This is a genomic window from Methylovirgula sp. (assembly GCF_037200945.1).
Classification (GTDB): domain Bacteria; phylum Pseudomonadota; class Alphaproteobacteria; order Rhizobiales; family Beijerinckiaceae; genus Methylovirgula.
On the sequence record NZ_JBBCGP010000001.1, the window covers coordinates 3203614 to 3224640 of the forward strand.

The 21027-nt window shown below is 60.8% G+C and carries 14 protein-coding genes; 5 read left to right on the top strand and 9 right to left on the bottom strand.

Annotated features, from left to right (window positions below; translation table 11 throughout):
• Positions 1–635 precede the first annotated feature (635 nt).
• Complete coding sequence (locus tag WDN02_RS15650) at positions 636–1358, top strand: class II aldolase/adducin family protein (RefSeq protein WP_337294367.1); 723 nt, start codon at positions 636–638, stop codon at positions 1356–1358.
• 1 nt (position 1359) lies between these two features.
• Here WDN02_RS15650 and WDN02_RS15655 read toward each other — a convergent pair whose 3' ends face one another.
• Positions 1360–1800 carry a VOC family protein gene (locus WDN02_RS15655; protein WP_337294368.1) on the bottom strand — a complete coding sequence of 147 codons (441 nt, stop codon included), beginning with the start codon at positions 1798–1800 and terminating at the stop codon, positions 1360–1362.
• A 224-nt stretch (positions 1801–2024) separates the two neighbouring features.
• Here WDN02_RS15655 and WDN02_RS15660 point away from each other — a divergent pair, with 224 nt between their 5' ends.
• From WDN02_RS15660 to WDN02_RS15675, 4 genes are all read left to right on the top strand, one after another.
• Complete coding sequence (locus WDN02_RS15660; protein ID WP_337294369.1) at positions 2025–3395, top strand: cation diffusion facilitator family transporter; 1371 nt, start codon at positions 2025–2027, stop codon at positions 3393–3395.
• A 6-nt stretch (positions 3396–3401) separates the two neighbouring features.
• Entirely contained in the window at positions 3402–4688 is a 1287-nt protein-coding gene (locus WDN02_RS15665; RefSeq protein ID WP_337294370.1) for an MFS transporter, read from the top strand.
• Positions 4689–4766: 78 nt separating this feature from the next.
• Positions 4767–7424, top strand: coding sequence for an aminopeptidase N (gene pepN, locus WDN02_RS15670; RefSeq protein ID WP_337294371.1), 2658 nt, complete (start codon positions 4767–4769; stop codon positions 7422–7424).
• Between the two features lie 123 nt (positions 7425–7547).
• Positions 7548–9941 carry an ATP-binding protein gene (locus WDN02_RS15675; protein WP_337294372.1) on the top strand — a complete coding sequence of 798 codons (2394 nt, stop codon included), beginning with the start codon at positions 7548–7550 and terminating at the stop codon, positions 9939–9941.
• Here WDN02_RS15675 and WDN02_RS15680 read toward each other — a convergent pair.
• From WDN02_RS15680 to ccmI, 8 genes are all read right to left on the bottom strand, one after another.
• Entirely contained in the window at positions 9922–12837 is a 2916-nt protein-coding gene (locus WDN02_RS15680; protein WP_337294373.1) for a bifunctional [glutamine synthetase] adenylyltransferase/[glutamine synthetase]-adenylyl-L-tyrosine phosphorylase, read from the bottom strand. The genes WDN02_RS15675 and WDN02_RS15680 overlap by 20 nt on opposite strands.
• Positions 12838–12857: 20 nt before the next feature.
• Complete coding sequence (locus WDN02_RS15685) at positions 12858–14288, bottom strand: ATP-binding protein (protein ID WP_337294374.1); 1431 nt, start codon at positions 14286–14288, stop codon at positions 12858–12860.
• Positions 14272–14955, bottom strand: a complete 684-nt coding sequence (locus WDN02_RS15690; RefSeq protein WP_337294965.1) for a response regulator transcription factor — start codon at positions 14953–14955, stop codon at positions 14272–14274. Before WDN02_RS15690 ends, WDN02_RS15685 begins: the two co-directional genes overlap by 17 nt.
• A 165-nt stretch (positions 14956–15120) precedes the next feature.
• Positions 15121–16686 (bottom strand): Do family serine endopeptidase, encoded by a 1566-nt coding sequence (locus WDN02_RS15695; protein ID WP_337294375.1) that lies wholly within the window; start codon positions 16684–16686, stop codon positions 15121–15123.
• Between the two features lie 215 nt (positions 16687–16901).
• Positions 16902–17372, bottom strand: a complete 471-nt coding sequence (locus WDN02_RS15700) for a cytochrome c-type biogenesis protein (RefSeq protein WP_337294376.1) — start codon at positions 17370–17372, stop codon at positions 16902–16904.
• A complete protein-coding gene (locus WDN02_RS15705; protein WP_337294377.1) occupies positions 17369–19366 on the bottom strand; it encodes a heme lyase CcmF/NrfE family subunit in 1998 nt (665 codons plus the stop codon). The genes WDN02_RS15700 and WDN02_RS15705 overlap by 4 nt, the downstream gene beginning before the upstream one ends.
• Positions 19363–19812 carry a cytochrome c maturation protein CcmE gene (ccmE, locus tag WDN02_RS15710; RefSeq protein ID WP_337294378.1) on the bottom strand — a complete coding sequence of 150 codons (450 nt, stop codon included), beginning with the start codon at positions 19810–19812 and terminating at the stop codon, positions 19363–19365. Before ccmE ends, WDN02_RS15705 begins: the two co-directional genes overlap by 4 nt.
• The gene (gene ccmI, locus WDN02_RS15715; protein ID WP_337294379.1) at positions 19809–20909 is read right to left on the bottom strand and encodes a c-type cytochrome biogenesis protein CcmI; all 1101 of its coding nucleotides are present in this window, start codon (positions 20907–20909) and stop codon (positions 19809–19811) included. The genes ccmE and ccmI overlap by 4 nt, the downstream gene beginning before the upstream one ends.
• Positions 20910–21027: the final 118 nt, after the last annotated feature.

Below are 21027 nucleotides of genomic sequence, written 5' to 3' on the forward strand. Positions count from 1 at the left end.
CCTTTGCATTGCTTTTGCAAACTCGATGAGACATCCGGCTTAGATGGATGTCTCCCGCGTTTGCGACACTTAGAGTCTTTCTGAATTTGAAAGAATCTAGTTCATCGCTGCCGTTTCAAAGGCCGCATCTTCGTCATCGGCGGCGACAAAAAACCAATGACGGTCGAACTCGGCAAACTCGTGACGGTAACGCGATTCTTTCGTGTTACCGCCTCACGGCGTTGTGCGTTGTCATCCAAATGCAATATTAAAAATTGGCCATGCTGGAATGAGCACTCTCAGAGTTTGAGATGGGCTCGCTCACAACGAACATTTGAAGTGAGCAGCGAGTATCGGCACAGCACGCGAAGAATGCGCCAAACTTCGTCGTTGTCGAGTCAAACTTTGCTTATGGGGAAGAATTTTTGAACGGCTTTGTGTGCGCCGCGATGTAATGATAATGATCTCCCAAGAACCAGCGCGAAATTGCACTAAATGTTTATGTCTTGTCTGGAGCGATTATCATCTTGACAGATCGCGGTCGCACAATTCGAACAGGCAGCCAAGCCGAGCGCAAATACCCCAACTCGCAGACGTCCATCGGGTTCCGGTTTGCGAAAAATATTTTCCATTCGGCTTAAAACGGCAGCGACGCAATGACGGAAGCCAAACTTCGCCACGCTCTGGTTGAGGCCTCTCGTGATCTGGAAAAACTCCAAATCAATCAGGGCACGTCCGGCAACCTATCTGTCCGATCCGGCGACGCGATGCTCATCACGCCAAGCGGCATCCCCTACGACCGTTTGACACCCGAAATGGTCGCCCTCATGCCGCTTTCGGCAAACGATGGCGCCTGGCGAGGCCCGCAAAAGCCTTCGAGCGAATGGCGTATGCATCTCGATATTCTTCGTGCCCGTCCCGATGACGGTGCCGTGATCCACACACATTCGGTCTACGCGACAGCGCTTTCGATGTTGCGCGAAGAAATTCCCGCGGCGCATTATATGGTTGCCGCCTTTGGCGGTCCCAATGTGCGGTGCACACCTTATGCGCCTTATGGCACACAGGAGCTGTCCGATCTCGTCATCGAAGGATTGCGTGATCGCCACGGCGTTTTGCTTGGTCAGCACGGCATGGTCGTGACCGGGCGCGATCTTGGCCAGGCGATGTGGCGTGCGGTCGAACTTGAAACATTGGCGAAAATGTACGTGATCGCCCGCAGCGTCGGCCGGCCGCACATCCTGCCCGATGAGGAGATTGCGATCACGGTCGAGCGCTTCAAGTCCTACGGCTATCAGTCCGATGTTGTCGCGGCGCTCGTTGCAGCGCCGCGGGCGGTGCCGACGAAAAAATCCGCCAGCAAACAGAAGAAGCTCTAATCTACCAGACGCCCGTGTTGGACATGGACTGCCACGGCTCTTGTGCGGGCTTCGCGCCGCCTTTTTGCAAGAGTTCGATCGAGATATCATCCGGTGAACGGATAAAGGCCATGTATCCGTCGCGCGGCGGCCGATTGATCGTCACGCCCGCTTTCTGCAATTTTTCGCAGGTCGCATAGATATCATCGACCGCAAACGCGAGATGGCCAAAATTGCGTCCGCCTGTGTAAGTTTCCGGATCCCAATTATAGGTGAGTTCGATGAGCGGCCGCTTGGTTGCCTTGGCCGCCTCCGCGTCGTCGGGTGCGGCGAGATAGACCAGAGTGAAGCGGCCTTTCTCGTTAACGATGCGGTTCATTTCGACAAGGCCGAACTTGCCGCAATAAAAATCGAGAGACTGGTCGAGGTCCGTGACACGAACCATGGTGTGGAGATATTCCATTTGCGCACCTGCTGATGGCTGGAAGCCTTGCCGTTCGCGGGTCGAGGCTGCTAGAACCCGCCCGCCGCCGCGGCTTTATCTCTCATTAGGCGCCGGACGCGCAATGGATCAGGCTCAACGCATCAAGGAAAGAGCTGCGCCTGCCCCTATCGCGGCTAGCGTGCCGCTCGCGGTCGCCGAATATGCCGCCATCAGAGATGAAATAGCTTTCGCGGAAGACGCTCGTGATCGAAAATAACGACATAAAAGAGCGGGCCGCCCTCGTTTCAGTTGGCGTGAAAACTCTTCTTGCCGTCGGCAAGCTTGTCGCCGGCCTTATGTCAGGCTCGCTTGCCTTGCTGTCGGAAGCTGCCAACAACATTGGCGATATCGCCATCGTTTGTTTCAGCTTCGTCGCCATTCGCATTGCGAACAAGCCGGCTGACGACACGCACCATTATGGGCATGCGAAGGTCGAGACGCTCGCAGCTTTGGCCCAGACGGGATTTTTGCTGGGGCTGGCGGTCTATATTTTCGCGACCGCCGTCAATCGGCTCATGACTGGATACGTCAATGTCGTTCCTGGCACCTTAGCCTTCGGGGTTCTGATCGTCTCGATTATCGTCGATATTTCGCGTTGGTACTCACTTAACAAGATCGCCAAAGAGACCAGAAGCGAGGCCCTTGCGGCCGACGCTCTGAATTTCGCAAGTGACATCGTCGCGTCGACGTTTGCTCTGCTTGGACTTCTTGCCGTGCATTTCGGTTTTTGGCAGGGCGATTCGATCGGCGCCCTTGGGGTCGCCGTGTTTATCGGTATCGCCGGTTTCAATCTTGCCAGACGCACCATAAATGCCTTGACCGATGCCGCGCCGCCCGGCCTCACCGAAAGTATCAGCGCGGCGGCGCTGCGCGTCCCCGGCGTCATCGGTGTCGACAGCCTGCGGCTGCGTCCGGTCGGCGCCAACGTGCTCGGCGATATTGCAATCCGCGTGCCCCGCACATTGCCGCAGGACGGCGTGACGGCCATCAAGGGTAATGTCAGCGCCGCCATCGCCGCAACGCATCCTGATGTGGAATTGACGGTTGAAACAACGCCGGTCGCGCTCGACGACGAGAGCGTTGTCGAACGGCTGCTGCTCATCGCGGCGAAACGGCATGTCGCCATCCATCACGTCATCGTCCAGCAGGTCTGCGGCAAGATCGCCCTATCCTGCGACATAGAAGTCGATGGCACGATGCCACTCGGCCAGGCGCATAGCATCGCCTCAGGCCTGGAGGCCGAGGCTCGCAAGGAGCTAGGTTCGGACGTCGAGATCGATACGCATATAGAACCGCTCGAGCCACACGAACTCGCCGGCGAAGATGCACCGGAAGACACACGCGACGCGATTGCCGCTGCACTGTCTGCCGCGGCGAGCGGCGGCATCGAAGATATTCACAACGTCCGGGCTCGCAAGACGGCATCAGGGCTCGTCGTGAACTATCATTGCCGCGCCGATCCGCGTACCAGCGTCGCCGTGGTTCACCAGGCAGTCGATGCGCTCGAACATAAAGTGCGCGAAGAATTTCCGGCGATCGCGCGGCTCGTTGGCCACGCCGAACCTTTGCGCTAAGACCGCATGTTCCTTTCCCTCCTCCGCAGCCAGCGATTTGCGGGCCTGTTCTGGTGCCAGTTCCTTTCGGCCTTCAACGACAATTTCGTTCGCAATCTTCTGGCGACGCTGATCCTGTTCAGGCTCGGCCGAGAGAATGCCGGCGCGCTGATCACGCTGGCTATCGGTGTTTTCATCCTGCCATCGGTATTCCTCTCGGGACTCGCCGGTGAGTTAGCGGACGCTCATGATAAGGCGCTGGTCGCACGTCGACTGAAGATCGGCGAGATCTTCGTGCAGGCCATCGCGGCGGCGGGCGTGTGGTTTGGCTCGTTGCCGCTTCTTTATGTTGCGCTCTGCGGACTCGGAACAATCGCGGCCCTCTTCGGGCCGGTGAAATACGGGTTTCTGCCAGAGAATCTGGAAACGCGGGAATTGCCCGCGGGTAACGCTCTGGTCGAGGCCGCGACCTTTCTCGCGATCCTCCTTGGCCTCGTCGCCGGCGCGCTCGCGGCGGACAAAGCTCTCGCGCCGGGCCTCATCGTTGGCCAATTGATGCTTGTCGCTCTCGCGGCCTATGCGACAAGCCTTTTCATACCGCGCAAAGGCGCCGCAGCGCTGGGTTTGCCGGTCCACCGCAATATTCTGGCTTCGACAGTCGAGCTTCTTCGCGAATTACATGCTGAGCCGAAGCTCTGGCGGCCCGGGCTGGCGGTCTCGTGGTTCTGGCTGACCGGCGCCGTCGCGCTATCGCTGGTGCCGGTGGCGGTCCGTAACGCGACCAGCGGCGGCATCGCGGTCGAAGCCGCGATCAGCGGCTTCTTCGCCTTTGGCATCGGCGCGGGATCGATCGCGGCGGCGCTGCTCGCAAGAGGCCGCATCAGTCTTGCACCGGCGCCCGCAGCCGCCATCGGCATGGCCGTCTTTCTCCTCGCCTTGGCTTTGTCCACGCGCGGCATCCCTGCCCCGCACGCCAGCGATGCAAGTCTCGGTAGCTTTTTCGCAACCGCACGAGGCCTGATGATCGCTGTGGAAGTTTTTGGCTTGGCGGCGGCAGGTGGTCTCTTTGTCGTGCCGTTGTTCTCCGCGATCCAGGCGCGCGCGGCGCCAGATAAACGCGCGCGCACGGTCGCGGCGGTGAACATTCAGAACGCCTTGTTCATGGTCGCGGGCTCGCTTTTGACCGCATGGCTGCAAAGCCGTTTCTTTAGCCTCGGCGAGCCTGCGCTGCTGGCGTTTCTTGGTCTCGGCAATGTCGCGGCCGCCATCTATATCCGCCGCGCCATCATCGGCGCCGAGGCAAAATCTGGTTGACCGTCGCACGTTTGCGCCCCGCATCGGAATCTCTATGATCCTCACAACGTTGAGATTCCGTCCCGCTGCGAGGCCCAGATGCGTACCGATGTCGCCCAACCGATCCGCCTCGCGGACTATCGCGCACCGGACTATCTGATCGACCGCGTAGACCTCGACATTCGGCTTGACCAGCACGCAACGCGCGTCGTCTCCCGGCTCAGCATAAGGCCCAATCCGAAGGGCAACGCGGGTGCGGATCTCGTGCTCGACGGTGACGGGTTGAAGATCAAGCGTTTGGTGCTCGACGGCGCCGGTCTCGACACCAATGCCAATTTCGTGACGCCCGACCGGCTGACCATCGCGTCGCCGCCGGACGAGCCGTTCACGCTCGAGATCGAGACCGAGCTAAACCCTTCCGCCAATACGCAGCTCATGGGGCTTTATCGCACCGGGTTGGCCTATTGCAGCCAGTGCGAGGCGGAGGGCTTTCGCCGTATCACCTATTTCCTCGACCGGCCCGACGTGCTGAGCGTCTATTCGGTGCGGCTTGAGGCTGAAATAAGCGAGGCGCCGGTGTTGCTCTCGAACGGCAACATGACCGCCGCGAGCGCGATCGAAGGCACGACGCGCCATTTTGCCGTTTGGCACGACCCGTTTCCCAAGCCCTGCTACCTCTTTGCGGCGGTGGGCGGCGATCTCGGCGCGATCCACGACACATTCGTCACGGCGTCTGGCCGCGAAGTGAAACTCGGCATCTACGTCGAGCACGGCAAGGAAGCCAGCGCCACCTATGCGATGGACGCGCTGAAACGCTCGATGCGCTGGGACGAGGAAGCATTCGGCCGCGAATATGATCTCGACGTCTTCAATATCGTCGCGGTGTCCGACTTCAACATGGGCGCGATGGAGAACAAAGGCCTCAACGTCTTCAACGATAAATACGTCCTGGCCTCGCCCGAGACCGCGACCGACGGCGATTATGCGCAGATCGAAGCCGTCATCGCCCACGAATATTTCCATAACTGGACCGGCAACCGGATCACCTGCCGCGACTGGTTTCAGCTTTGTCTGAAAGAAGGCCTCACGGTCTTCCGCGACCATGAATTCTCGGCCGACATGCGCTCGCGCGCGGTGCGCCGCATCGCCGATGTACGAACCTTGCGGGCGCAGCAATTCCCCGAGGATGCTGGCCCGCTCGCGCATAACGTCCGGCCCGAAACCTATTATGAGATCAATAATTTCTACACGGCGACGGTTTACGAAAAGGGTGCCGAAATCATCCGCATGTTGAAGGTGTTGATCGGCGCGGAAAAGTTTCGCGCCGGGATGGACCTATACTTTGCGCGTTATGATGGGACGGCGGCGACGGTCGAACAGTTCATTGCCTGTTTCGCCGAAGTTTCAGGCCGCGATCTGACGCAGTTCTTCCGTTGGTACACGCAGGCCGGTACGCCGCTCGTCGAAGTGGCCGCCAATTACGATCCAGCGACGCAGGCGTTGACCCTCGATCTCGCGCAAAGCAGCAAGCCGACGCCGGGCCAAGACCAAAAGCTGCCGTTCGTCATCCCGATCGAACTTGGCCTCTTGAGCCGTGACGGTAAAATCTTCGACCTCGTGACGGGGCCGCAAGACGGGGCGAGCGCCGATGAACTTGTCGGAGGCTTGATCGAACTGACGACGCCGCAGCGGCGTGTTGTTTTCCACGCGCTGTCGGAACAGCCTGTCGTCTCGTTGCTGCGCGGCTTTTCCGCGCCGGTGAGCCTCGCCTATGCCGCAAGCGAAGAAGACCTCATCGCGCAGACGGCGCATGACGGCGACAGCTTCAACCGCTGGCAGGCTTCGCAGACCTATGCGACACGGCTGCTTCTGCGCTCAGTCGAGCAGGTTCGCGCTGGGGATGGACCGGTCTCGGACGCGCGTTTCATTGAAGCCTTGCGCCATGTTCTGAAGACGAGCGCTGCCGACCCTGCGTTCGCCGCGCAAGTCGTGACGTTGCCGGGCGAGGCCGACATTGCCCGCGAGATCGGCAACCACGTCGACCCCGATGCGATCTTCGTGGCGCGAAAAGCGTTGCGCCAAGCGATCGGTAGCAGCCTCACCGCGGAACTCCGCGCGATCTATGATTCTCTCGCCGATGACGGCGCCTATTCGCCCGATTCGGCCGCAGCCGGGCGCCGCGCTTTGCGCAATGCAGCACTCGATCTTTACGCAGCCGCAAATCCCGAGGGGGTTACGCTCGCCGAAACACAGTTCGCACGCGCACGCTTCATGACCGACAAAATCACCGCGCTCAACATCATGGCGCTCCAACCCGGCGCAGCGCGTGAAGCGGCCCTGCAAGCCTATTACGAGACTTACCGGAACGAGCCGCTCGCCATCGACAAGTGGTTCGCCTTGCAAGCGGCCATCCCTGAATCCGGCACACTCGCCCGCGTCAAAAATCTGATGCAGCATCCCGGCTTTTCGATCGGAAATCCCAATCGCACCCGTGCCTTAATCGGCGCCTTCGCGGCTGGTAATCAGACGCAATTCAATGCGCCGGATGGCAGCGGCTACGAGTTCGTGACGTCGATAGTCTTGCAGCTCGATGAGAAAAATCCGCAGGTCGCGGCGCGGCTTCTGGGGGCTTTCAAAAGCTGGCGGGCGCTTGAGGCGCATCGGCGTTTACTGGCGGAAAATGCGTTGCGTCGCGTTGCATCACACGGGCGTCTGTCGGCAGACGTCAAGGATATCGTCGAGCGCTCGCTCGCCTGACCTAATCAATTTTCTTTTCAGGATTCATTAATCTCTGGACAAATCACCGCTCTCGGATTCAGATGTGTCGGATTCGAAGAGATGCGGCACATCGACTTCGGATCGTTTCGAGGGGGCTCCACGATGATCCGTGCGGATGCAGCGGGCCTGTTGGCACGCGCTGATCTGTCTTACGCCAGGCAGCCAAAGGCCTCTCGCCTGAAGGCCTCCGATCAAACCTATCTTCAGTTTGAGCCCTGGCTCAGATTGGCTGTTCCGGCGCTCGTCGGCCTCTTCGTCGCCGCGCTAAGCGCAACACTCATCATCATCCTTCTCGACGCGCACGACCGCGCCATCGCCGCGGCAGTAGATGATCTCGAACTCGTCGCCGCCGCGACGGCGAACGACCTCGTCGGTCTCGCCAAAGCGTCGGATCGCGATCCCAGTGTGGCGTTGCTACACGCCCTCCCCGCCCGTGCCCTCATGCGCGGCCGCCGCATCTTCATCAGCAATAACAAGGGCAACATTGTCGCGGCACTGCCGAAGGCGCTTCACCATGGCGGCGCACTGGCCGATTGTCTCGGCAGCGGACGGTTGTTGACGAGTCTGGCCGAACGCGGCGGTGTTCTGCGCGTCCGTCTTGATGACGGCACGGATGCCCTGGCGATTGTGCGGACTTTGCGAGCGCCGTACGGTCAGATTGCCTTCGTGCATCCGATCAGCGCCGTGCTGGCTGACTGGCGCGACGGCATCCTGCGGATGGCGGCGGCATTCTTGGCCACGATCGTTGTGCTTCTGTCCGTCGCTGTGGCGTACTTTTGGCAAGCGGCGCGGGCGCGTAAGGCCGATATTTTCTGCAACCGCATTCGCGACAGGATCGATACCGCCCTCAATCGCGGCCGCTGCGGACTTTGGGATTGGGATCTCGCCCGCGGCCATGTCTATTGGTCGGATTCGATGTACGACATGCTTGGCCTGAAGCCGGAGCGGGCCTTTCTTTCCTTTGGCGAGATCAATGCGCTGGTTCATCCGCACGACGGCGATCTCGCCCATGTCGCTGAAATGCTCGCGGACTCACAGGCCAAAGCCATCGATCATTCGTTCCGGATGCGACACGCCAAGGGCCATTGGATCTGGCTGCGGGCGCGCGCCGAAATCGTACGTGAGGGGCCAGGCGAAGCCGCGCATCTCGTCGGCATCGCCGTCGATACATCAGAGCAAAAGATTCTCGCCGAACGGACAGCCACGGCAAATATGCGGCTGCGGGATGCACTGGAAACCGTCTCCGAAGCCTTTGTTCTTTGGGACAGAGAAAATCGGCTGGTCATGTGCAATTCCAAGTTCCAGCGATTTCACAATCTTCCCGACACCGCCGTCATCAGCGGGCAGCCTTATCAACAGGTGATGGCGCAAGGAACGTCGCCGCTGGTTCAATCGCAATTCGCCCTCGGCGAACGACCCTCTATCGGCGCGCGGACTTACGAAGCGCAACTCGGTGACGGCCGGTGGCTGCAGATCGATGAACGCCGCACCAAGGATGGCGGCTACGTTTCGATCGGCACCGACATCACCGCCCTCAAGCGGCACGAAAGCCAATTGCTCGACTCCGAGCGGCGCCTCACCGCAACGGTCGCGGATTTGCACAAGTCACGTCAGACGCTCGAGCATCAGGCGCAGCAGCTTGCAGAACTTGCCGAGAAATATCTCGAACAAAAAGCCGAGGCCGAATCCGCAAGCCGAGCGAAATCCGAGTTTCTTGCCAACATGAGCCACGAACTGCGTACGCCGCTTAATGCGATCATCGGGTTCTCGGACATGATGATCGGCGAAGTCTTCGGCGCCCTGCCCGCGCGCTATCTCGATTATTCCAAGGATATCCAAAGCAGCGGTCAGCAATTGCTGGCACTGATTTCAGATGTGCTTGAAATGTCGCGGCTCGATGCCGGGCGTGTCAAATTGCAGAAAGCCGAGGTCGCAATCGGCACGATCGTGTCCGCCGCGCTGCAAGGCATCGAAGCGGCAGCACGCGAGAAGTCGATTGCGCTGACAAGCCAGATCGCGGCCACCGCCAGACTTCATGCCGATTCCGCGGCCCTCGAACGGGTTATCGCCGCGCTCTTGCATAACGCGGTGAAATTCACGCCCGAACATGGGAGCGTGAATATTCGCGCGCGTCACGTCAATGGCGCTTTGAATGTCTATGTCGAGGACAACGGGGTGGGTATAGCGCCGGCGGCTTTGGAAAGGCTTGGCCGGCCGTTCGAGCAATGGAATGCACCGCTCGCCAACGGCATGAAGGGCGCGGGCCTCGGTCTCGCCATCGCCCGCTCGCTCGTCGCGTTGCATGGCGGGTCGATCCGCATCCGCTCGACTCCGGGCCACGGCACGATCGTGCAGGTCCATCTTCCCATCGAAAAACCCGCCTTCGCTGTCGCGTCCAAGCCGGCGGCCCGGCGCCCGCTGACCAGCGTCCAGCCGCATGTGGCTGGGCGCGCAATATCGCGGCCAGAAATACAAGTCAGCCGACGACCGTATTGAAGATTGCGCCTACCCGCGCTTCGGTTTCCAAAAGCTCCGCCTCAAGCTGGCCGAAGCTCGGCAGGTTCAGCGCCGTCGCGAGGCGTCGTCTCACGGCATCGCCCGCCTGCGCCAATCGAACATTGCCTTCGAGAATCGCGCGGAGCACTTGTGTGACGTGCGCGTAAAGCTGATTGGCCGCCAAAAGACTCGTCGCATCCGCGACCGCTAAAAAGCCTAGCGATTGCGCGCGCGCAAAAATATCCGCCGGTGCGCCCGTGGGGAGCGTTGGGGCCGCATGTGCATGTTTCAGACAAAGATATTGCGCGAGAAAATCGAGATCGACCTGGCCGCCAGCCGCATATTTCAAATCAAGCGGATCTTTTTCGCCCTTCTCCTTGGCGATCAGGCGGCGCATGTCGCGGACGTCTTTGCGCAAGTTCGCGCGCGGTGGCATCGTCAATATCTTCCGCAGCGCGGTTTCGGCCTCAATAGCGAGCGATACATCGCCGGCGATGACACGGGCGCGGGTCAACGCCATATGCTCCCACGTCTCGGCTTCGGTCTTTTGATATGTAAGGAAGCTCTCGAACTGCGCCGCGAGAGGCCCCTGTCGCCCCGATGGCCGTAGGCGCATGTCGACATCGTAAAGCCCACCGCGCCGCGTCGCGACCGTGAGACCGGAGATAAGACGTTGCGACAGCCGCGTATAGTAATTGGTCGCGTGCAACGGCGTGGCGCCATCGGAGTCGGGATGCGCCGCGTCAAAATCGTAGATCACGATCAGGTCGAGATCTGACGCCGCGGTCATTTCGTGCGAGCCGAGCTTACCCATGCCTAGAATGACGCAACGTCCACCTGGGACGTTGCCGAAACGCGCTTCGAACTCACTGGTCATATGCGCGAGCATAGCGCGCACGATCGCGGCGGCCAGCGCCGAATGGGCTGCGCCCGCTTCGCGCGGCGTCAGATCGGCCGTCAAAAGTCGCAGGCCGATAAGAAAAGATTCCTCCTGGCGGAAATCCCGTAAGCCATCAAGCACATCTTCCGCCGCGGCGGCCGCCGCCAATACGCGCGAGAGGCGTTGAGCGAATTCGACCTCGTCCAGTTTCGCGGTCAGCAGATGCCGGTCGATCATGGAATCGAGCACATGCGGCCGCCGGATGATGATATCGGCGAGCCTCGGCGCACTGCCGAGGAGATCGGCAAATAAATTTCGCAGATTTCCGTTCGATCTCAAAATTGAGAGAAGTTCGACAGCCGCGATGCGTTGCGCCAGGGCTTGATCGAAAGCGGCGAGCGCGGCGTCCGGATCGGCCGTATGGGCGAAAGCATCCAGCAATGCTGGAACGAGTTCCGTCAAAACCTCGCGTGCGCGCTCCGAAGCGACGCCCGCCCGGCGGCCAAAATGCCAGCCGCGGATCGTTTCCGCCGCCAATTCCGGGCGCTTGAAACCGAGCCCGCGCAATGTCTCCAAGGTTCCCGGGTCGTCGCTGACGCCCGTGAAGACCAGATTGCCCGTCGTGCCGGAAAGTGCCGGCGCGGCTTCAAACAGCCGCGCGTAATGTTCCGCGACGCGCTCGAAATGATGCGTCAGATCGGCGGCGAAAGACGTTGTCCCCGGATAGCCACAGAAATTCGCAAAGTGCTCCAGCTCTTGCTGATCGGCCGGCAGACGTTGCGTTTGCTCGTCGCCTATCATTTGCAGGCGGTGTTCCAGCTCTCGCAAAAACAGATAGGCCGCTTCGAGCTCGTCGCGCGCCTCAAGACTGACGAGGCCTTGTTCGTGCAATTGGGCGAGCATCGGCAGCGTTGCCCGGCCGCGCAGATTCGGCCGCCGTCCGCCGTAGATCAATTGCTGGGTCTGGACAAAGAATTCGATCTCGCGAATCCCCCCGCGCCCCAATTTGAGATCGTGCCCCGCGACGGCAATCTCGGCATGGCCGCGGACGGCATGGATTTGCCGCTTCATTGCATGAATGTCGGCGATTGCGGCATAATCGAAATACCGCCGCCAAACAAAGGGCGTCAGCTGTTCGAGAAACGCTGTGCCGAGTTTGAGATCGCCGGCGATGGGGCGCGCCTTGATCATCGCGGCCCGTTCCCAATTCTGCCCGAAGGACTCGTAATAGAAAAAAGCCGCGGGCGTCGAAATCGCGATCGCCGTCGAAGCCGGATCCGGACGCAGCCGAAGATCGACGCGCAACACATAGCCGTCCGCAGTCCGCTCCTGCAAAATTTTGACGAGCCGGCGCGCCATCCGCACGAAGGTGGATACGGGCTCACTCAGATGTTGTGCCGTCGCGCTGGCTGGATCGAAGAAGATGATCAGATCGGTGTCGCTTGAATAATTCAGTTCGCCGCCGCCGTGCTTGCCGAGCGCGAGAACAATTGCGCCGCAATTTTCCGCAGGGTGTGATGGATCGACCAGATAAAGCCGCCCGGCCGCATGCTCGTCGCGCAGGATGAAATCGAGAGCACCGGCAACAAAAACATCAGCCGCCTGCGTCAGCGCATTCATCACGTCCTGGGGCGTCCAGACACCGCCGAGGTCGGCGAGCGCGACGAGAAGTGCAACGTCCTGCTTGGCGCGCCGCAAAAGGCGCATAGCATCCGCTTCGTTTACGCCCTTCAAAGCTTCGCGGAGATCGGTCAGGCAATCCGCAAGGCTCGTTTCCGGCGCGGCCGTCAAAAGCCGTGCGAGCCGCCCTGGTTCGGCGGCCGCGAGCTTCCAGAGATAAGGCGAATGATCGGCAATACCTTTGAGAAGCGCTGCGATAGCGGGCACGTCCGCCAAAGTCGCGACCGCGGTGCTGCTGGAACAAAGCGGCGCCAGCCGGGCCTCCGCGACAACGGAATCGCTCAATGCGGGGGCTTTCACCAGCCGCTCATAGAGAGGCAAAAGTTCAGCCGGCATGGCCGTCCGCCTTCCCGGCGTCAGGCCGCTTCTCCGCGCGGCGCAATCGCGGGGAGTTTTGGCGGCATAGCCAACGCTGCCGGCAATGACAGGACAGCCTTGAGCCCAGGCGCATTATCCTCAAACCGCAACGTTCCCTTATGCAGCCGCGCGACGGCTGCCGTCAGCGACAGCCCGAGACCGGAACCCGGCCGCGACCGGGAATTCTCAAGACGCACAAACCGTTCCTGCACCCGCTCACGGTCGATCGGCGCAATTCCCGGGCCGCGGTCCCCAACGCTGATTTCAATCATCTGGCCCTGGCGTTTCGCCGAAATGCTGACCCCGCCTTCTGCGCCATCGCCCGGCGTGCCGTATTTCAGCGCATTATCGACGAGATTGGCGACCGCCTGCCCGACAAGTTCGCGGCTCCCGTAAAGCATCAGTCCCGGCTCGGCCGTCACGCTCAGGGTCAAGCCACGCTCTTCGGCCGCAGGCTCGTAAAGCTCGCCGACGTCCCGTGCCACATCCGCGGCATCGAAATCGACAAGGCTCTCGGGTCCCGCCCCGGCCTCTGCACGGGCAATCATCAGCAACGCGTTGAAAATACGGATCAACGAATCCGATTCCTCGATGACCTTTTCGAGGGCCACCCGATAGTCTTCCGGCGATTTGCCGAATTGCAGCGCCTGCTCGGCCCGGCTGCGCAACCGTGTCAGCGGTGTCTTCAGATCATGCGCGATATTATCGGAGACTTCACGCAATCCAACGACAAGAAGCGCGATCCGATCCAGCATCGAGTTCAAATTATCGACAAGACGGTCGAGCTCGTCACCAGTCCCCGCGAGCGGCAAGCGTGCGGAGAGGTCGCCGCCGACAATTGCACGCGCCTTGTCGTTGATACGGTCAACGCGGTGCAGCACGCGGCGGGCGATCCAGAGGCCGCCAATCATCCCGATGATGACGAGCCAGATGAGAGAGGTGATCAGAGCACCGACGAAGATACGGCGGAGCCGCATGCCTTCTTCAATGTCGTGACCAACGAGCAGGCGAAAGCCGCCGGGCAACAAAAAGATTCGCGCGATGGCGCGATGGCGCCCGGCCGTATCGCCAGAGCGCAGATAATCGGTCACGACAACGCCGGGTTGCGACAAAACCCCTTCTGGCAACGAAGAAATATTGCCGACGATGGGCTCGCCAGCCTGCGTCGTCACAAGATAAAGCCCCGCACTCGGCTGACGCGTGCGCCGCTCGACGGCGGTGACGAGCTGCGCAATGCCGCCTTCCGAATATTGTTCGGAGAGGCCGGTGATATCGGTATCGACGGTTTGGCGAATCTGCGCATCGATGAGATGCGTGACGTTCCAGCCGACGCGGCCAAGAACAAGCCCCGTTCCGACCGCGGTGACAAGCATATAGACGAGCGAAATCTTGAACGCCGTCGACTTCAGAAGTTTAGCGATGGGCGTCACGGATCATATATCCCGCGCCGCGGATCGTTTGCAGAAGCTGAGGCTCGAAGCCTTTGTCGATCTTGGCGCGCAGCCGCGAAATATGCACGTCGATCACATTGGTCTGCGGATCGAAATGATAATCCCAGACATTTTCAAGAAGCATGGTGCGGGTGACGACCTGGCCGGCGTGTTTCATGAGGTATTCGAGCAGCCGGAATTCCCGCGGCTGAAGGATGATCTCCTTGCCATTGCGTGAGAGCTTGTGCGAGAGCCGGTCGAGCTCAAGGCCGCCGACGCGATAGACTGTTTCCTCGCCAGCGCCACTCGATTTGCGCCGCGCCAGAACCTCGATTCGCGCCAGCAATTCGGAAAAGGCGTAGGGCTTCGTCAAATAATCGTCGCCGCCGGCGCGCAGCCCCTTCACTCGGTCGTCCACCTGCCCGAGAGCAGAGAGAATGAGCACCGGCGTTTCGAGCTTTTGTGCCCGCAGGCCGCCAATCAGGGACAGCCCATCGAGCTTCGGCAGCATGCGATCGACGATGAGAACGTCGTAACCGCCATCGCGCGCTTTGTCATAGCCCTCGACGCCGTCGGCCGCGTGGTCCGCGACATGTCCGGCCTCGCGCAATGCCTTGGCGAGGTAGTTCGCTGCTTCGGTATCGTCTTCAATGATCAGGATGCGCATAGACGACATATAGCCAATTCCGCAAAAAAACGGCAGGCCGGAGGTCACTCCGGGCCTGCCGCCTCCGAAACCGGCATCGCAGACGGGGGGCTTATGCGATTCCCGGCGGGGAGTGGAAAACATCGGTCGCGGCGGGGGTGCCGCCGCGCGCAAGCCGAAGCGAAATCACGACGCCTTGCTGAGCTCGAGCGCCACGAAATGGGTTTCGTCGCCGCTTTTTACCCGCAGCAAGACGGCCTTGCGGCCCGCCTTCTTTGCGTCGCCCAGCACGCCGGCGACTTCGCCTGGCGTCTTCACGGTTTTGCCGCCGGCTTCGAGGATCACATCGCCGACCTTCAAGCCTTTCTGTGCGGCGGTGCCATCCGGGTCGACATTGGTCACCACGACGCCGCCAGCGGCCGCGCCGGGGACGGAGTCAGAGGGCGCCAGGGTGAGGCCGAAAGCGGTGAGGTTGTCGGTTCCGGTATCCTGATCGGTGTCGGCCTTGGCGACCTGCTCGTTCGGCAGGGTGCCGAGCTTGACGTCGAAGGATTTCTGCGAGCCATCGTGCCAGACGAGAAGCGCGGCATTGGCGTTGGGTCCTAGCGCCGCAATCTTGCGAGCAAGTTCGCGCGGACTATCGACCGATTCGCCGTTGACGCTGAGGATCACGTCGCCGGTCTTGATCCCGGCCGCAGCGGCCGGAGAATTCTTCTCGGTGTCCGCGACCAGCGCACCCTTCTCGCTCTTGAGTCCAAGACTGTCGGCGATGTCAGATGTCACAGGCTGGATTTCGACACCGATCCAACCACGCGTCACGATGCCCTTGCTCTCAAGCGCGGCGATAACAGTACGTGCCTCGTCCGACGGAATATCGAAGCCGATGCCGACGCTCCCGCCCGATGGCGAGTAAATAGCGGTATTGATGCCGACGACGTCGCCCTGCGTGTTGAAGGTCGGGCCGCCCGAATTGCCGCGGTTCACTGGCGCATCAATTTGCAGATAGTCGTCATACGGGCCGGAATTGATGTCGCGGCCGCGGGCCGAAACGATGCCGGCCGTCACTGTGCCGCCGAGACCGAACGGATTGCCGACCGCAATCACCCAATCGCCGACGCGCGGCGATTTCGACGCGAATTTGACGTAGCTGAACGGTCCGCCGCCCTTGATCTTCAAGAGTGCAAGGTCGGTGCGCTTATCCGTGCCAATCACCTTGGCCGGATGCGTCGAGCCATCGTCCATCGTGATCGTCACTTCGGTCGCGTGGTCAACGACGTGATTGTTGGTCACGACATAACCGTCGGACGAAATGATGAAGCCTGAGCCTTGCGCCATCTCGGTATGCGGGCGGTTATGATGGAACTCGAAAGGCTGGCCTTCCTCACCGCCGAACCGACGGAAAAACTTTTCTAGCGGATCATCCGGCGAAAGTTGCGGACCTCCCTCATCGGACTGGTCGGTGTCGGCGACTTCCGAAATCTTCACCTTGATGGAAACAACCGCGCTGCGGACATGATCGACGACATCGGCGAAGGAGAATGCATTCGCCGGAAGCGGCGCGACAGAGCCGGTTTCAGCGTTTGCGGGCGTCGTCCAAATCGCGCCGGGGGTTCCCTTCGAGAATCCGCCGTTGCCCAGAACCGCGCCGCCCAAGGCGACCGCCGCAACCGTGCTGAGAAGGACGAAGCGCGACGGGCGCGGTCTTTTTCCCACCGTCGATTGCGGGTTCTTTTCAGAAACCGGTTGAGTCATTTTTTCTTCTCCTGTGCCACTGACGGCGTTCGAAACGAAATGCGGACGGCTCCGCGACCTGTTGCCGGATTGGCCGCGGGCTTGAGCGCTGGCGTCCGACTCTGATCGTGAAGATGACGCCGGCCGGCTTACGCGGCTATTTCGAGGGAATGAAACTTTCGTAAGGTTGCGAAGTCCCATCGCTGGACGCCCGCAATCCTCGCTCGCCAGGAGGCTCAGTGATCGTCCGTATGGCCGACAATCTGCGCGAGCTTGGTCGCTTCGGTAGAGGTTAGATTTGCTGGCGCTGGGGGCGGCTTTCGCCGCGTATTGAGATAAATGGCGCCCCCGCCGGCGAGCAGCAAAATAAGCGGCGTCAGCCACAGAAGATAAGTCCCGGGCTCGAACGGCGGCTTCAGCAGAATGAAATTGCCGTAGCGAGACACGAGAAAATTGCGAATTTGCTCGTCGCTATCACCCGCGAGCAGACGCTCGCGGACAAGCACGCGGATGTCATGCGCCAATGTCGCATTGGATTCGTCGATCGACTCGTTCTGACAAACGAGGCAACGCAATCCGGTGGAGATCGCCCGTGCGCGCGCCTCAAGTTTCGGATCGGACAGCATTTCCGCCGGCTGAACCGCGTGCGCGATCAGCGGCCCTAATGTGAGGGCCGCAAGCACAATGAGGCGTAAGAGCCACTTCATTCGGCAGGCGCCTGCTGCGCGCCGGCGAACTTGCGGAAGCGGTGGGCGACGCCAATCCGAAGCCGGCGATCACTCAGTGAAAGGAGGCCTCCGAAGCCCATGACGAGGGCGCCGATCCAGATCAATGTGACGAGCGGTTTCCAATAGAGGCGCGCATCGACCGTGCCCGGCTTCACGCCGTCGCTGATGCCGACATAGACCTGCCCGAGATTGAGCGTTTTAATGCCGGCTTCGGCCCGGCTCATCTGCCGGGTCGGATAGAAGCGCACGGCCGGATTGATCGCGGCGATCTCGCGTCCGTCCGAACGGATGACGACATGGCCGACCTTCGCGGTGAAGTTCGGGCCGGTCTCACTGACAAGGCTTGTCAGCGTCAATTGGTAAGGTCCGACAATGGCGCTGTCGCCGGGCTTCATGGTGAGCACTTTTTCGGCGCCCCAGCTTGTTCCCGCGAGGCCCAGCAGAGAGACACCAATGCCCGCATGCGCGAGGGCCGTGCCGTAGGTCGAAAGCGGCAGGCCCGTCGCATGACGCCAAGCTTGCGCGATGCCGCCCTTGACCAGCGCGATGCGACTGAAGCTGCGGCTCACGATCTCGGCGAAGGCTCCCACGATCACATAGACGCCAAGCCCACTGACGATGATCGATGTGAGCGGACCGTTATGATGCCAGCCCGCAAGCACCAACACCATCGCCAAGCCGCAGAGCAGCGCGAAATAGAGCCGCTGCGCCGCGCCGAGAAAATCGCCGCGCTTCCACGCGAGATTTTGACCAACGGGCATCAACAGGACGAGCGGCAGAAACAGAGGCACGACCGTCGCATTGAAGAACGGCGCACCGACCGAGATTTTCTCGCCTGTAAACGATTGCAGCGCCAACGGGTAAAGCGTCCCGACGAACACGGTGGCGCAGCATGTCGTCAGCACGAGATTGTTGAGAACGAGCGCCCCCTCGCGCGAAACCGGCGCAAAGAAGCCGCCAGGTTTCAAAGTGTTGGCGCGCAAAGCAAAGAGCAGCAGCGCACCGCCGATGAAGAACACGAGAATCGCAAGGATGAATTCACCGCGCTGCGGATCGTTGGCGAAAGAATGCACCGACGTGAGCACGCCCGAGCGCACGATGAACGTACCGATCAACGAGAGCGAAAACGCGAGAATGGCGAGGAAGATCGTCCAGACTTTCAGCGCCTCGCGCTTCTCCATCACGGTCGCGGAATGGAGTAGCGCGGTCGCAGCGAGCCAAGGCATCAGCGAAGCGTTCTCCACTGGGTCCCAGAACCAGAAGCCGCCCCAGCCGAGCGTGTAATAGGCCCAATAAGAGCCCATCGCGATGCCAAGCGTCAGGAATATCCAGGCAATCAACGTCCACGGCCGCACAAGCCGCGCCCAGACGCCATCAATCCGGCCGCAGATCAGTGCGCCCGCTGCGAAAGCAAAAGTGATCGAAAGCCCGACATAACCGAGATAGAGCAACGGTGGATGGATGGCGAGACCGGGGTCTTGCAACAGCGGATTAAGGTCCTGGCCCTCGATCGGCGGATTGGCCATCCGCACGAATGGATCGGAGGTCAGAAGGATGAAAAGCAGGAAGGCAGCGCTGATCCAGGATTGCACTGCGAGCACAGCGGCATGGAGATCCTGCGGCATGCTGCGCGCCGAAAGCGCCACCGCCGCCGCGAAGACGGCGAGGATCAGCACCCAGAGCAGCATCGAGCCTTCGTGATTGCCCCAGACGCCGGTGATCTTATAAATCAGCGGCTTCGCCGAGGCCGAATTCTCATAGACGTTGACGAGCGAGAAATCAGACGTGATGTGCGCATAGGTCAGCGCAGCATACGACAAAGCGACAAAACCAAATCCTGCAAGCGCGGCTGTCGGCGCGACACCCATCAGGCGAGAATCGCGTGTCGCGACGCCCCATAGAGGCACGATCGCATTGAGGCAGGCGAGCGCCAGCGCCAGGATCAGCGCGAAATGGCCGGTTTCGACGATCATTGGCTCGACCCCATATCTGCATTCTCCTGCCAGCGGCCGGACTTCTTCAAAGCGTCAACGACTTCTTTGGGCATATAGCGCTCATCGTGCTTGGCGAGAACTTCCGAAGCGTCAAGGCCGCCCGCCGCCAGGACACCCTCCGCCACAACGCCCTGCCCTTCACGGAAAAGATCGGGCAAAGCGCCGTCATAGGTCACAGCGATCTCATGCTTGCCGTCGGTGACGTCGAAGCGCACATCCTGGCCCTCGTGGACGACAGAACCCTTTTTGACCAGACCGCCGATCCGCACCCGTGTGCCCGGCGGCAGGTCTTTCGCGACGATCTCGCTCGGCCCGTAAAAGAAAACGATGTTGTCGCGCAGCGCATAGAGCACGAGGCCCAAGGCCGTGCCTAGCACCGCCATCGCCGCAATAATTAGCGTCGCGCGCTTCTTTTTCCGGGTCATGATTCAAGTCCAAGCTCGTGCGCCAGCGCATCGATCCGCGCTGTCGCAGCGGCATCGCCATCGAAATCGTGCCGGGCGGTTTTCAGCGCCGCGCGCGCCTTGTCGATTTCATTCAAAACCTTATAGGCGCGAACGAGACGAACCCAACCGTCAATATCGTTACCATTCTGCGCAAGGCGTGCCGCCAAGCCATCGACCATCGACTGGATCGTCGCCTGTTGCTGCGCCGGAGACATGGCCGCGATCCGCGCCGCCTGACCCGACGCGGGCAGACCCTTATCAAGTTGCCCGAGCCGCGCGACGAGATCGGCCCGCCAGGGCGCATTGGGTGGCGCCGATGCCAAAAGCGGTCCCCAATATTTCCGCGCGGCGACAGCATCGTTTTCCTGCGAGGCCGCGAGGCCGAGGAAGAACATGGCTTTGGCTTCGTGCGGATCGGAGGCGATTGCCTTTTCGAACTGGTGACGCGCGTCTTCCGTCACGATGCCATTCGACGCGACGACGAGCGTTTCGCCATAGACGGTCAGCGTATCGGCATTTTGGGGGCGCAGACGAACCGCCGTCTGCGCGGCGTTGACGGCATCGCCCACGCGCCCGGTGATCAAGAGAGCTTGGGCCAGCACCTGATAGCCAAGACCATCCTGCGGATGCTGCGCCAGATGGGCTTCAACCCGGGCGATGGCGGCATTGACGTCCATCCGTCCGACTGGTGCGTTGAGCCGCGCCTGCAGCGGCAAATCCGGCCACGTCGGATGACCGAGATATGTATAGAATCCAAACCCGATCGCCGGAACAAAGACGAGCGCGATAACGGCCGCAACCCGCAAATGCCATTTCGGGCTTTGTACCGTTGTATCGGATGAGTGCGGGTCTTTCCCGCTGACGGCGAGGAGTTGGCGCGCCGCCTCGGTCTTCGCAGCGGCGGCTTCCTCCGCAGAAATATTGGCGCGCGCTTCATCACGCGTGATCTCTTCGAGCTTCGCCTGATAGAAAGCTACGTCCGGAGCCGTAGAATCGCGCCGCGCCGGCCGCGCTAGCGGCCAGAGAACGGCGAAGACCGCGCCGCCGGTCAAAAGCGCGAACAAACTCCAGAGCATGATTTTCCTTGTGCCTCTTCCGGCTGGCTCAGTACGCCTTTTTCGCCGGAATTTCCATCCGACAAAGGCGTGAACACTTTGAACTGATAAAAAATATATTTACGTATATTATCATGTT

Excerpts from the sequence above, each read along its gene's own strand:
- WDN02_RS15665 (WP_337294370.1), top strand. The coding sequence starts at position 3,402 with ATGTTCCTTTCCCTCCTCCGCAGCCAGCGATTTGCGGGCCTGTTCTGG.
- ccmI (WP_337294379.1), bottom strand. The coding sequence starts at position 20,909 with ATGCTCTGGAGTTTGTTCGCGCTTTTGACCGGCGGCGCGGTCTTCGCC.
- WDN02_RS15655 (WP_337294368.1), bottom strand. The coding sequence starts at position 1,800 with ATGGAATATCTCCACACCATGGTTCGTGTCACGGACCTCGACCAGTCT.
- WDN02_RS15700 (WP_337294376.1), bottom strand. The coding sequence starts at position 17,372 with ATGAAGTGGCTCTTACGCCTCATTGTGCTTGCGGCCCTCACATTAGGG.
- WDN02_RS15650 (WP_337294367.1), top strand. The coding sequence starts at position 636 with ATGACGGAAGCCAAACTTCGCCACGCTCTGGTTGAGGCCTCTCGTGAT.
- WDN02_RS15675 (WP_337294372.1), top strand. The coding sequence starts at position 7,548 with ATGATCCGTGCGGATGCAGCGGGCCTGTTGGCACGCGCTGATCTGTCT.
- WDN02_RS15695 (WP_337294375.1), bottom strand. The coding sequence starts at position 16,686 with ATGACTCAACCGGTTTCTGAAAAGAACCCGCAATCGACGGTGGGAAAA.
- pepN (WP_337294371.1), top strand. The coding sequence starts at position 4,767 with ATGCGTACCGATGTCGCCCAACCGATCCGCCTCGCGGACTATCGCGCA.
- WDN02_RS15680 (WP_337294373.1), bottom strand. The coding sequence starts at position 12,837 with ATGCCGGCTGAACTTTTGCCTCTCTATGAGCGGCTGGTGAAAGCCCCC.
- WDN02_RS15705 (WP_337294377.1), bottom strand. The coding sequence starts at position 19,366 with ATGATCGTCGAAACCGGCCATTTCGCGCTGATCCTGGCGCTGGCGCTC.
- WDN02_RS15690 (WP_337294965.1), bottom strand. The coding sequence starts at position 14,955 with ATGCGCATCCTGATCATTGAAGACGATACCGAAGCAGCGAACTACCTC.
- ccmE (WP_337294378.1), bottom strand. The coding sequence starts at position 19,812 with ATGACCCGGAAAAAGAAGCGCGCGACGCTAATTATTGCGGCGATGGCG.